At 63.2% G+C, this 11,443-nt stretch carries 14 protein-coding genes; all 14 read right to left on the reverse strand.

Annotated features, from left to right (window positions below):
- Nucleotides 1–7: 7 nt before the first annotated feature.
- Nucleotides 8–286 carry a hypothetical protein gene (locus tag ABT24_RS09770; protein ID WP_276732330.1) on the reverse strand — a complete coding sequence of 93 codons (279 nt, stop codon included), beginning with the start codon at nt 284–286 and terminating at the stop codon, nt 8–10.
- 20 nt (nt 287–306) lie between these two features.
- Nucleotides 307–519 (reverse strand): hypothetical protein, encoded by a 213-nt coding sequence (locus ABT24_RS09775; protein WP_276732328.1) that lies wholly within the window; start codon nt 517–519, stop codon nt 307–309.
- On the reverse strand, nt 516–752 hold the full coding sequence (locus tag ABT24_RS09780; protein ID WP_276732326.1) for a hypothetical protein: 237 nt from the start codon (nt 750–752) through the stop codon (nt 516–518). Before ABT24_RS09780 ends, ABT24_RS09775 begins: the two co-directional genes overlap by 4 nt.
- Before the next feature lie 7 nt (nt 753–759).
- Nucleotides 760–900, reverse strand: coding sequence for a hypothetical protein (locus ABT24_RS09785; protein WP_286737754.1), 141 nt, complete (start codon nt 898–900; stop codon nt 760–762).
- Between the two features lie 56 nt (nt 901–956).
- Complete coding sequence (locus tag ABT24_RS09790; protein WP_276732319.1) at nt 957–1,166, reverse strand: hypothetical protein; 210 nt, start codon at nt 1,164–1,166, stop codon at nt 957–959.
- 240 nt (nt 1,167–1,406) lie between these two features.
- Nucleotides 1,407–2,045, reverse strand: a complete 639-nt coding sequence (locus tag ABT24_RS09795) for a hypothetical protein (protein WP_276732316.1) — start codon at nt 2,043–2,045, stop codon at nt 1,407–1,409.
- A complete protein-coding gene (locus ABT24_RS09800) occupies nt 2,042–2,806 on the reverse strand; it encodes a hypothetical protein (RefSeq protein ID WP_276732313.1) in 765 nt (254 codons plus the stop codon). The genes ABT24_RS09795 and ABT24_RS09800 overlap by 4 nt, the downstream gene beginning before the upstream one ends.
- Before the next feature lie 27 nt (nt 2,807–2,833).
- Nucleotides 2,834–3,145 carry a hypothetical protein gene (locus ABT24_RS09805; protein ID WP_276732310.1) on the reverse strand — a complete coding sequence of 104 codons (312 nt, stop codon included), beginning with the start codon at nt 3,143–3,145 and terminating at the stop codon, nt 2,834–2,836.
- 31 nt (nt 3,146–3,176) lie between these two features.
- Complete coding sequence (locus tag ABT24_RS09810) at nt 3,177–3,587, reverse strand: hypothetical protein (RefSeq protein WP_276732307.1); 411 nt, start codon at nt 3,585–3,587, stop codon at nt 3,177–3,179.
- Between the two features lie 85 nt (nt 3,588–3,672).
- Nucleotides 3,673–7,617, reverse strand: a complete 3,945-nt coding sequence (locus ABT24_RS09815) for a beta strand repeat-containing protein (protein WP_276732304.1) — start codon at nt 7,615–7,617, stop codon at nt 3,673–3,675.
- 110 nt (nt 7,618–7,727) lie between these two features.
- Nucleotides 7,728–8,408, reverse strand: a complete 681-nt coding sequence (locus ABT24_RS09820) for a hypothetical protein (protein ID WP_286737756.1) — start codon at nt 8,406–8,408, stop codon at nt 7,728–7,730.
- The gene (gene mobF / locus ABT24_RS09825) at nt 8,360–9,712 is read right to left on the reverse strand and encodes a MobF family relaxase (protein ID WP_286737757.1); all 1,353 of its coding nucleotides are present in this window, start codon (nt 9,710–9,712) and stop codon (nt 8,360–8,362) included. Before mobF ends, ABT24_RS09820 begins: the two co-directional genes overlap by 49 nt.
- A complete protein-coding gene (locus ABT24_RS09830) occupies nt 9,709–10,035 on the reverse strand; it encodes a hypothetical protein (RefSeq protein ID WP_276732298.1) in 327 nt (108 codons plus the stop codon). The genes mobF and ABT24_RS09830 overlap by 4 nt, the downstream gene beginning before the upstream one ends.
- A gap of 922 nt (nt 10,036–10,957) precedes the next feature.
- A partial coding sequence (locus ABT24_RS09835; RefSeq protein ID WP_286737759.1) for a M78 family metallopeptidase domain-containing protein occupies nt 10,958–11,443 on the reverse strand: 486 nt, incomplete at its 5' end.

Genomic DNA, 11,443 nt, shown 5'->3' on the forward strand with positions numbered 1-11,443 from the left:
GCCCGGCTTAGTCGTTCGCACCCAGGGTCGTGCTGGTCGCCCCGGTCGCAGCCGTTGCCGCGAAGCCAGCACGCGCAGCAGGCGCAGGCTGCTTGTCCTTGGCCTCGGTTGCCGCCACAGCCGCCTTGAGCGCAGCGATGATTTCGTCATCAGACAAGTCGAGCGCGCCGGCCTTCTCGGCCAAGTCTCCGATCTGTCCTTTGCGTTTGGCATGGCGCTTTGCGGCGTCAATTTGGGCTTGGATTTCGGCTTGTTTTTTCAGCAAGCGTTCAATTTTCATGGTCATGGTTTTCTCCTGTCGTTGAGTTAAAAAATGTCGTCTTCGGTAATCTTTCGGTGCGTAATGCGCTGCATTGCCGCATCGATGGCCCGCCAACGCCGTTCATGTCCGGGCCGCGCATGGCGCAGTAGCGCGGTTGCCTCTGCGCGCGGAAACATTGCGTTGATTGCCGCCGCGTAGTCCGCCCAGGCTTTTTCCGACTCTCTGGACAGCTTGAACAGTTGCGTTCGCCGGTTCATGCCGCTTCCTCCTCACACAAAAGGCGATCAATGCGCCCTTGCACTGCATCGAAAATCTTCTGCGGCGAGCATCCACACATGCAATGCAGTTGCAGCCGTCCGTTCTCGTAATGAATTTCAAGGCTGGATGTGAACCCGCCTCTGTGCGCAGGGCATCGAGCGAACCAATGCCCGCTGTCGATGCCGTCGCAGGCCAGCAGGAGCGCCTTTACGCTGTCGTTGTTGGTTTCCATGTCATGTTCAGTAGGGGTCGTGCTCATAGTCGTCGGCGGCCGCTGCATCTGCGAGCATTGCGGTTCCCAGGCCGACGAGCAGGGCAAGAACCGCGCTTGCGCCGAGGGTGATGAACAGTAGGGTTGCGGCTCCAAACAGGATCTGCATGTCGTTCTCCTTGTGCTCCGTCGTGGAGCGCATACCGTGTGCTGCACCAGGTGCAATCAGTCCTCCGCAAAAGCCTGAATATCCAGAACGTGCCCCACAAACATGCCGGCGGTGAAGGCAACAATCAGCCCGGCCGGGTAGCCAGCGGCCACGGCAAGCAGTCCGATAAGCAGGCCACCCGCGCGCGCCAAGATCCCCGGCGTCGTCGCAGCGGGTGCCGGGCGGTGTTGGGTGCGTGCGATGTGTGCGATGTGATTGGTTTGCATGGTGTTCTCCGTTGGCGGCCCAAGATCGGGCCATACCGTGTGCTGCACCAGGTGCAATCGCAGCGTCAGGGAAAGAAAGCCACGCCGCCCGGCCTTTGGTTAACCCTTTGGTTGGGCCTTTGGTTAACCCTTTGGTTGGAATTTGGTTAAGCAAAACTCCGGACGAAAAAAAACCCGGCGCGGAGAACCGGGCCGGGCAAACGGCGGCATGGCGCCGCCAGGGGTTGAAACTGTGTTCCGTCAGGGCGAGAGGAACGCGCCGCCTACGCTGGACTTGCTGCTGCTGCCGCGCTCCAGGCCGACCTTGTATTGCCTGCCGTCAATCGTTCCCCCACCGAAGAATGTCGCTCCATCGCGGGCAATGGAGACACCCTCTGGCCCGCAGGAGTAGGCAAGCCGAGAACCGATCTGGGCCTTGACTTCATCGCCCGTAATCGGGGTGATGGATGAGACATCTGGGGCTTGGCAGGCCGACCGGATGCGCCGGAGATCCAGCCCACGAGCGGCCCTGTCCGCCGCAGATTGCAGCGCCTCGGCAGACGGCCATACGCGCCCCGTGAGCCGGTTAGCAAGCGCTGTTTCAGCCGCAGACACCACGCACGCGGCCTGCACCTGGCTGGACACCCAAGCTGCCGCCATGGCCGGGGCAAAAATGGGCGAGGCATCCGACGGCCAGCCCGACGAACACGGCTGGAGCGCCCGAGCTTCTGGCAAGCCGGCGCGGCTCAGTGCTTGACCCAATACCGGCGCCAGCGGCACCTCGACGGACGCCGAGCGACCCGCCGTGTTGTCCTGTTCGCGGTGACTGCGAACACCGGCCTGCGCCGGAGCAAGGGCCACGGCCACCATGAAAGCCAGCGCAACGGCGGCGCGGGTCATTGCGGGGCTCCTGGGGTTTTGCCGTCCTTGAGCGTCATGTACCGCTGATAAGCCGCGCTGTGTTTTGCCATCACGCTCCATTTCGCATTATTCGCCTCTTCCTTCTGTTTTGCGGCACTCGCCGCGAGTTCCGCCCGCAGGCGGGCCATGGGGTTAAACGCCCCGCCGGTGATGTTGCAATCGTTTTGCTGCTGGACTTCGCACAACGGAACCAGGCCCATGAGATTGCCGCCCGCATAGCCATTCGGGTTTATGGCGTAAGACTGGATGTAAGCCTCGACTTGGCAGGACTGCATCCGGTACACCAGGCCATCCAGTCCGCCGGACATGCCAGACTCACGAGTAAGGCAACCGCCCAGCGCCTGGCTGTAGTAATCGGGATCGATAAAACCCGATTGAATGCCCCAGGCCACCCAGCCTGTAATAGTTGGCAGGAAGCTGCCGCCCACCCTGCGGTTGCCAGCCAGGACGTTGCCGTTGGCGACCGCAGTTGACGCCGCCCTCCAACTGGCCGCCGTCGGCTGTTCCGGGGTCATGGCCCAAAGTTTGCCCATGTAGTCGCCGTTGACCATGGTGAGCCTGTAGGCGATCAAGTTCGGGTCAAAGTTTGACGGCGCAACACCCGTTTTCATCGTGGTTGATCCACCGCCCGAATTGAACGTGCGGGACTGCTCGATGCTCATATCCGCCGATGCGGTGGCGGACGCAACAACAGAAATCAATGCAAGGGCAAACGCAATCTGGTTCATCTGGATCTTCATAATTTTTCCTTCACTTAAATTCGTTAGTTACTGCTTGATCGGGCCTTGGCACACGCCCAGCGTGGGATCCATGGCCGTTGCAATCCGGACTGCTTCAAAAAGGCAGCTCCAATGGCCGTTTTCGCGGCACTCCTTTACTTTCGGGTAATTGGGAGCACAGTCCGAAAAGTTCGTGAGATCCTTGCACGGGCCAACCAGCACCTGCGACTTCATGCTGCACTGCGCATCAAGCACATTCTGATGAACGATCTGGTAGGGCGCCTCAGCGATGAGTTTTACCCCTGCGCATCCGCCCAGCCCGACCATCGCCAGCAGTCCCGCCAAAATCAACTTTTTCATCACGCATTCCTTTCTTTATTTGGTTGAAGAATCATTTGTTGCGCGCTTGACCAGACTCCATCACTTCCTTGCACTGCATCGGCCCAGCGGACGCGGGAGACACGCAATCCAGCGCAATGCGTATGCGGAAGCCGGGCGGGAAACCCCCCAGCTTGCTTTGCAACTCGGCCCGCCCGGTGCCTTTGCAAGCCGTGACGTCAGCCAGCGTTGAGCCATCGCACGAAACGTGCAATTCCGTTGTTTTGAGGGACACAGAGGGAGCGCCGGGTGCGCTGGTCAAATGGCAATCGATGGCGGGGGCGCCCAGCGCGCCTTTGCTGGACGCGCACCGAATAGTGGCGCCGTAGTAAAGCGTCTCGGGGTCGGACGGCGTGGCTGCCTGCGCTGCGGCCATGTTTGCCGCGATGACTGCAAGTACAGCGAAGATGATTTTCGACTTCATGGTGATTGACCTCTTTGGTGGTTGATGGGCGCGAAACTGCGCCCATACTCTGCTGCTGCTGCCAGTGCAATTTCTGAACTGCGTGTCACCAGCCGATGCTGACGCCGCCGCCGTAGCTCGAGACGCCTCCTGCATAACCGGCCGTGAACTTGACTTGCATCCAGGGCTTCGGGTTTTTGATCAGGCTGATCGCAACCGCGTTTTGCCCGCCCTGGGAACCCATCGCCACGCCCACCCCCTGCGTGTAGCCGGGCGGGAGGGCGATTTGAGAGGCTGCCATGGCGATTGCGCCGGTCTGATCGATGCGCCGCTTTAGCGAAGCCGCCACGCCGTCGATGCGCGAATTGACCGCATCCAGTTGGCCCATCGTCGCTGCGTCGCTCGGCATGACGCCCGGTGCGACGTTGGTAATCCGGCGCTCAGAACCGGGCGATCCGACTGACACCACGTTTGCTTGCCCGCCGTCGCTCGAACCTGCGCCGAGTGCGACGGAGTTATTGCCCGTGGCCTGCGCCCCTGCGCCAAGCGCCACGCTATCCGCACCTGCGGCATTGGCCTGTGCGCCCACTGCGGTCGCGGGGTCGGCGTTGGCTCGCGCTCCTGCGCCGATGGCTACAGCGCCGGTGGTGCGGGTATCGCCGCCAAGCCCCGGCGTCGTGATGGTTGCCCCTTGGCCGATGGCCACGGCCCCGGCATAGCCGCCGGTGTCGCCACCACCTGTAGCAAGCCCGCCCGACGAAGCCGGAGCGGTGTTTTGCAGGATCTTTCCATTGATGGTGCCGACGGTGGATTGCAGGGCCGTAATGGCTTGCGTGTTGCTGCCCACAGTGGATTGCAGGCGGGTGATGGCCGTCGCGTTGTTCTGCACACCCTGCGCCGCTTGGTTCGCTGTGACCTGCGCAGCCTGCGCCGTGGTCTGCGCCGTGCCCACGGTGGATTGCAGGGTCGTGATCGCTTGTGCGTTGGTTTGCACACCCGCCGCCGCTTGGGTGGCCGTGGTCTGAGCAGCCTGCGCCGTGACCTGCGCAGAAGCTGCCTTCGTGCTGGCCTGTTGCGCCGTGGTCTGTGCCGCATTCGCGGTGGTCTGTGCAGCCGAAACAGAGTTTTGCAAACCGAGCACGGCTGCGGTGTTGCCCGCGATGTTGGCGGTGTTCGTTGCGATAGCCTGTGCGTTTGTGTTGGATTGCTGCAAGCCCTGCGCCGCCGCGTTGGCCGCCTGGTTCGCCGTGGAGAGCGCCTGCCCGGCAGTCCCGGTCGTCGAGGATAGGGCACCATCGAGCTTGCCCAGCGCCCCTGCAACCGATGTTTGCGTTGTGCCCTGCACCTGATACGTCGGGGCCGAAATCTGGCCCGTCACGGCGCTATACGTTACCCCACCGCCCAGCGCTGATGCTGTGCTGTTGCCAATGGCTTGCGCGGCTTGGCCGATTGCGCCCGTTGCAGCGGCCTGCGCGGCTTGGGCTGTGGTGAGCGCCTGCGTGGCGGTGGACTGCGCGGCAGTCGTGGCGGCATCAACCACACCAATAGCCGAAACAAGGTTTGTTTGCGCCTGGCCCTGCGCAGTCAGTGCGCCAAGATTGCCGATCGCCGCCTGAACACCCTGAACTGCGGACTGAGCCGCCCCGGCGACCTGCCCCGCTTGCTGCGCACCAGCCAGTGCCGAAGTGGCGGTGTTTTGAGCGGTTGTCACCGAGCTTTGCAGGGCGCTGAGATCGGCGGCGCTACCCGATTGCGCGTTTTGCAAAGCAGTAATGGCCGTCGCGTTGGTTTGCGCGGCTTGCTGTGCAGCCGTAGCGGTTTGCTGGGCGCCTGCGGCGGTTTGGGCTGCGCCAAGAGCCGTGTTCTGCGCGGACGAAGTGGCAAAGTCGAGCTTGCCGAGCGCCCCGCCCACGGTGGTTTGCGTGGTGCCTTGAATGCTGTACGAGGGCGCGGAAATCTGGCCCGTCGTGCTGTCGTAGGTTGCCCCACCGCCCAGCGCAGCGGCAGCGCTGGTGCCCACCGATGAGCCGGTGGCGGCAGCGGCTTGCGTTGCCGTGGTCATGGCCTGATTCGCCGTGGTGAGCGCCTGATTCGCTGTCGTGCTGGCAGTTTGAATCGCGCTGGTGTTCGAGGCAATAGCTGCGGTGTTCGATCCTTGCTGAGTTTGAAGGGTGGATACGTTCGTTTGCAGCGTCGTGATCGCGCTGGCGTTCGTGGTTGCGCTGGCCTGTGCCGCTGCCGCCGCGGTGCCTGCTGAACTTGCCGCGTTCGCCGCGCTGGTCACCGATGCATCAAGAGCGCTGATCGCCCCGCCCACGGTGGTTTGTGTCGTGCCCTGCACGGTGTAGCTCGGTGCCGTGACCTGTCCGGTGCTGCCGTCATAGGTTGAACCGCCGCCCAGCGCCGTTGCTGTGCTCGTGCCGAGCGTAGAGCCGACCTGCGAGGCTGCCCCTGCCGCCGCGCCTGCCGCCGCTTGCGCTGTGGAAAGCGCCTGGTTCGCTGTGTTGGTCGCTGACGTGAGGCCGTTTTGCAGGCTGGAAATAGCGCCGCTGTTGGTTCCTTGCTGCGTCTGGATCTGACTGATGGCCGCCGCGTTGGTGCTCGCCGTGGAGAGCGCGTTGTTCGCTGTCGTTTGCGCTGCCCCTGCCGCCGCGCCTGCCGCCGCCGCTTGGTTCGCCGCGCTGGTCAACCCGGTGTCCAGCGCCGAGATCGCCCCGCCCACGGTGGTTTGTGTCGTGCCCTGCACGGTGTAGCTCGGCGCGGTTACCTGTCCGGTTGTGCTGTCGTAGGTCGCCCCACCGCCCAGCGCTGATGCTGCGCTGGTGCCGACACTTGATCCTGTCGCCGCCGCCGCCTGGGTTGCCGTGGCCTGTGCCTGCTGCGCCGCAGCCTGAGCCGCATTCGCGGTGGTCTGCGCAGCCTGGATCGCGCTGGTGTTGGCCGAGATCGCCGCCGCGTTCGTTTGAATCGCGCTGGTGTTGGCCCCGATGTTTTGCGTATTCGTTGCCTGCTGCGTTTGCAGCGCGGAAATCGAGGCCGCATTGCCGTTCGCGGTGGCCTGCGCAGCCTGCGCGCCCTGTTGCACGGTGTAAAGCTGGCCGCCATTGACAGCATCCAGCGATCCCGCTGCGACATTGCCAGAGCCGATGTTCGTGAGTGTGACCGGCCCGCCGTTGGTTTGTCCGGCAGTTGCACCCACGAGCGTTGCCGTGTTCGTTGCTGTGGATTGCTGCGCGCCAGCGCTGTTTGTGTACTGCACGGCGCTGGCGGCGGAACCCCCCGCTGCGCTGATCGCTGCGTTGAGTTGGTTTAGGTTTACCGCGCTGGTGCCCGTGGTGCCCGGCGCCACGTTGATGATTTCTCGCTGCTGCGTGCTGCTCCCAACTGACACCACGTTTGCGGCGCCGCCATCGGTGGAGCCCGCACCGATGGAGACGGAGTTATTACCAGTGGCCTGCGCCCCTGTACCAATCGCTACCGAATTGCCGCCGTTGGCCACGGTGGATGTGCCGGTAAGGGACTGGTAGGACACCATGCCCGTTGAGGTGCCGATAGCAATGTTGCCGTTGGTTTGCGTATGGCCCGATGCGGCCGCTGTGGATGCGCCGGAGCCCAGGGCCACGTCGCCCGTGCCTGCGGCGGTCGTGGATGCTCCAATGGAGGCGCTATAACCGCCCAGCGCCCCGGCGCTATTGCCCAGCGCGGTGCTGTAGCCTGCGGCTGCTGATGAATATGCACCAGCAGCGAGGCTACTTGCGCCAGCCGCCGAGTTCGCGTAGCCAAGCGCGGTGCCGTGGCTGCCGGATGCGCCGGAGTACGTGCCCACGGCGGTTGAACCGCCGCCTGTGGCCGATGCGCCCGCGCCGGTGGCGATGTTGCCCTGCGCGTCCTGTTGTGTTGCGTTTGCTGACGGTACGCCGGTACCGGTGGCAGTGCCGCCGGACGCGGCGAATGCCGGTGTGGCAAACATCGCCACGGCCAGCAACACAACGCGCGTCGTCAACCGCAGTTTGAAATTCTGTGTTGCGACTTGAACCCCGATTTGCTTCATGGTTAGCTCCGGTAAACGCCTTGCGGCATACCGTGTGCTGCACCGGGTGCAATCAGGCACAGGGCACAAAAAACCCGGCACTTGGCCGGGCGCTCTTGCTCTGCTCTGGATTACTCGCCAAACCCGGCCCGGCTGCGCTCCTTGTCCTTTTGGAATTCCTTCTCGAGCTCGTCTTTCTTGTCCAGCGCCTTAAATTTGTCCTCCCTTTCAAGCAGCTTCGCCATTTCGTCTTTTTGCTGGGCACTGCCGTACTTTTCAACAAAATTTTCCATCTGCTCGCGGTCCGCCTGGTTCTTGTCTACGCCTTTTGCTTCGTCTTGCTGCGCGCCGTTGTGCCCCGCCTGGCGGATGGTCGAATCGGCCAGCCTGTCCACCAGGTCGCGAAGCTCTTTCAAGTCGTCTTTGGCCGCGGGGGCGCCTTTATCGCCCGCTGCCGTTGACCCCGAATCGGTCTGCGCGGTATGCCGATCCGCCACAGCCCTCTCGGCCTGCTGGCGGGCGTAGTTGTCCTGACCGGCGCCGTCCTGGCCGCGCTGTGCGTCCGCCTTCTGCTTGTCCGCTTGATCGGCTGCGCGTTCCTGCGCGCTCTTAACTTCCGCCCCTTGCGTCTTGCCTGCTGCGTCAATCTTTTCCTGCTGGGCCTTGGCTGCTTCGGTGCGCTCCTGTGCCTTCTCGCGCTCTCGCTCGATAGCCGCCCGCTCCCTCGCCTGCTCTGCCGCTTTCTCGCGCTCTGCTTTGCTGGTCAGATCCTGGGCCAATTCTGCGCGGACTGCGCCCGCAATCGCGGCCACATGATCGGTTCCGCCGCCACCGCCGGATCGCCCGCCGGCCGCTCGATCTGCCGCCGCGCTGGCTTCCCGTCCCGCTGCGCTGAGCGCATGGCTGCGTCGTCCACTTTTTTGTCGTTATCGCGCACGCCCATTTTTTCGACGGCCTTCTCTGCGCGGTCGTACAGGTCGGGCTGGTCGCGTTTCAGGTCTTCCATCTTCTGTACGCGCTGCTCCAAATCTTGCTTGTGGTCGCCGTTGCGAAAATTCCCGGATTCCAGGCGCTGTTCTGCGGCCTTGCCTTCGTTTACCGTGAACTTGGCTTCGCGGAATTCTTCACGGCTGTAGCTGGACTTTTCCGCCGTCGCCGCCCGCCCGGTCTCTTCCCCCGTGCCCGGCTTGTCTCGCTCCTGCGCCCGCTCGGCAGGCCCAACTTTCGCGCCACTCTCTCGCGCCTGGTCGGCCTTTTCCTGCCATCCGGCTTTCGCCTCGTCGCGGGTTTTCATTTCGCCCCGCTCGACGTCCTTTCGCGTCTCCTGACGGGCAAGCTCGCGTTCCTTTTGCCCTGCGGCGTCATAGCTCGAACCACGTTCCTGCAACGCTTTGTCCATCGCATCCTGACGCGCTGAAAAGGCCCGCATCCCTTCTTTGTCATAACCCTCGATCTGCGTCTGTCCGTTCGCGTCTTTGTAGGTTGCAATGCCTCGGTCGTTCAAGCCCTTTTCTAGGGCTTCGTTGTAGGTCTTGTTCATCTCCGAGACCTGCCCATAAATGCTTTCCTTGGCATCAATGGCCCGCGCGTTTCCGTCCTCACTCATGGTGGCGTTGCTTACCACGTTGTGGGTATGCAAATGCGGATCGCCCGATGCGCTCATGTGGTGCTCGAACTGCGCAATCTGCGCGTTGCCGGTGTGCTCGTGCTCGGTCTTTCCGCCGCTGGTCACCCTCGTCCCAATGCCCGCTTCCAGCTTGTCCATCACAGCTTGAACCGCCTCGCGGTGCGCGTCCATGGCGTCCTGATTTCCATGTACCACGGCCTCCATAGAAACGCTCTTGGGGGCGCTCACGGTCACGTCATACGCCGCCGTCCAGTTGCTCCGCTCATCGCTCATAACGCGCTCGCCGCTGGCGTCGGTGATGCGTCCTTGCAGGGCGTCAACCAGGTCGTCTTTCGACACCTCACCGGCCCGGCCTTGTTGTGCTGCGAGCGAGCCCGCCCACTGGCTCGGCACGTCCTCGCCCGCGTAATACTCTGCCGCGCCGTTCTCGCCGGCGTCCTGAACGTGCTTGCCGTAACCGATCGAATTCACTTTTCCGATGGAGATCATTTCTTCATTGCTCCTGCCAGGGCGGCCGCCAATTCCTTGAACTTTTCAATCAACTGCTCGGTGCGTGCCGCGTGCGCAGTCTGCTGGTCTTTCAGTTCATCAATGCGCTGCCGCTGCTCGGCGATGACACTCAGCATTTCGGCGTGCTGCGCTTCGACCAGCTTGCTCAGAATCGCGATGGCCGCCGCGCTGTCCACGCGCTCGCGATGAAGCAACGTGCGGGCGTAGGTGCCGAGAGGCAACCCGGCTTCCGCTGCGCGCTGCTCGATTTCTGACAGTTCCACTTTGGGGATGCGGACGCTTAGGACTTTGCTGCTTTTCATGGGGTCACTTTCACGCTTGACGGGTGTTTACAGGTCATGCTGCACCGGGTGCAATCCGCCGAATTCCGGTGCCGTGGCGGACTACCCCTGTAAACGCCTTCACGCCTGTATTAGCGCGGGCTCTGCCGCGCGGACGTAAACACCGGGCCGGGGGTATGTAAACGTCTGGAAGGCGCATGTCTACGGGGTTTGCACGGCAAGCGCAGCTTGCAAGGGTGCGTATCTCTCCGACGACACACTTTCTGATCAGGAGGCGCTGCGATCTGTCGGACGCGCGGGTTTCGGTTCGGGCGCTGGCCTCACTCGGGCGAGGAACCGCGCAGCGTGGCTCCGAGACTCGCTCGATCTGCTGGGCCGCGCATCACCCATGAGGGGGCCAGATCGGGCGATCCGGCGTCACCCACGAAGGGGTCGCATTCGTCGCTGGTCGCGCATCCGCACAAAGGCGCGCATCCGTCGCCGGGCCATCAGCGGGCGATCCGATCACCCCTCTCTGGCACGTATCCGTCGCTGGCCGTCATTCGTGGATGAGCGAAAAAGCCGGGCAAGGGGAAAGCCGGGCAGGGGAAAGCGGGCATGGGGCTTCGCCTGCTATCCGTCGCCGAGCGCATCCGTGAGCGGCCCATAAACGGCGCTGGCGGGCTTCCGTGTCTGGAGCAATACCAGCACAAGGGCGCGGCCATGAAAGGCCCGCATTCGTCGCTGTGGTGCGTTCTCCGCTGGTTGTATGAATCGGGCGATCCGGCGCATCCAGGGATGAGCAAAAACCGTGAGCGGGGAAGGTGCCCGTCAGGGCGCCGAAACCCCACTCACGTTTTTTTGCGAGCGATCATTTCTGTCGGTGATGGGCAGGGGAAAGCCGGGCAGGGGGCTTCGCCTTGCGAGCGAAAAAAAACCCGGCGCGGTGGCCGGGTCTGTGGCGTCATTCGTCGCTGGAATTTTCGGTGCCGACCTTCAGGATCTGGTTGGCAACCCGGAAGATCCGGGCGGCGCTGCGCTTGGCGAATTCCTGCGCGTTGACGTCTGAAGAACCGAGCCAACCTTGGATGTAGGCGCGACTGCTTGACAGGGCTTCCTCGTCGAGGCCGAGCATCGCGGCAACGATGTGTGCCACGGATTCGGCTTCGACTTCCTTGTAGGCTCCGTCCATGTTTTCGTGCTCTACGATGCCTGCGTCACCGATATGTCCGAGCAGCACGTGGGCCAGCTCGTGCGCGGCGGTTTTGACCGGAAACCGGGCCAGGGGATTGATGGCGATGCCCTGTGCACAGGCGTATCCCTGCATGTTGCCGTTCGGTGAATCGAACGCGATCTGTGCGATGTTCAGCGCAGCGCAGGCGCGGTCGAGACTCCATTCGGGAGTAGTGGGTTCTTGCAGGGGTTGCGCATCCGGCCCTGCCTCGACTTG

It is taken from the genome of Thiomonas sp. SCN 64-16, assembly GCF_001725585.1.
GTDB lineage: Bacteria > Pseudomonadota > Gammaproteobacteria > Burkholderiales > Burkholderiaceae_C > Thiomonas > Thiomonas arsenitoxydans.

Excerpts from the sequence above, each read along its gene's own strand:
- ABT24_RS09770 (WP_276732330.1), bottom strand. The coding sequence starts at position 286 with ATGACCATGAAAATTGAACGCTTGCTGAAAAAACAAGCCGAAATCCAA.
- ABT24_RS09790 (WP_276732319.1), bottom strand. The coding sequence starts at position 1,166 with ATGCAAACCAATCACATCGCACACATCGCACGCACCCAACACCGCCCG.
- ABT24_RS09830 (WP_276732298.1), bottom strand. The coding sequence starts at position 10,035 with ATGAAAAGCAGCAAAGTCCTAAGCGTCCGCATCCCCAAAGTGGAACTG.
- ABT24_RS09815 (WP_276732304.1), bottom strand. The coding sequence starts at position 7,617 with ATGAAGCAAATCGGGGTTCAAGTCGCAACACAGAATTTCAAACTGCGG.
- ABT24_RS09805 (WP_276732310.1), bottom strand. The coding sequence starts at position 3,145 with ATGAAAAAGTTGATTTTGGCGGGACTGCTGGCGATGGTCGGGCTGGGC.
- ABT24_RS09775 (WP_276732328.1), bottom strand. The coding sequence starts at position 519 with ATGAACCGGCGAACGCAACTGTTCAAGCTGTCCAGAGAGTCGGAAAAA.
- ABT24_RS09810 (WP_276732307.1), bottom strand. The coding sequence starts at position 3,587 with ATGAAGTCGAAAATCATCTTCGCTGTACTTGCAGTCATCGCGGCAAAC.
- mobF (WP_286737757.1), bottom strand. The coding sequence starts at position 9,712 with ATGATCTCCATCGGAAAAGTGAATTCGATCGGTTACGGCAAGCACGTT.
- ABT24_RS09795 (WP_276732316.1), bottom strand. The coding sequence starts at position 2,045 with ATGACCCGCGCCGCCGTTGCGCTGGCTTTCATGGTGGCCGTGGCCCTT.
- ABT24_RS09780 (WP_276732326.1), bottom strand. The coding sequence starts at position 752 with ATGGAAACCAACAACGACAGCGTAAAGGCGCTCCTGCTGGCCTGCGAC.
- ABT24_RS09800 (WP_276732313.1), bottom strand. The coding sequence starts at position 2,806 with ATGAAGATCCAGATGAACCAGATTGCGTTTGCCCTTGCATTGATTTCT.
- ABT24_RS09785 (WP_286737754.1), bottom strand. The coding sequence starts at position 900 with ATGCAGATCCTGTTTGGAGCCGCAACCCTACTGTTCATCACCCTCGGC.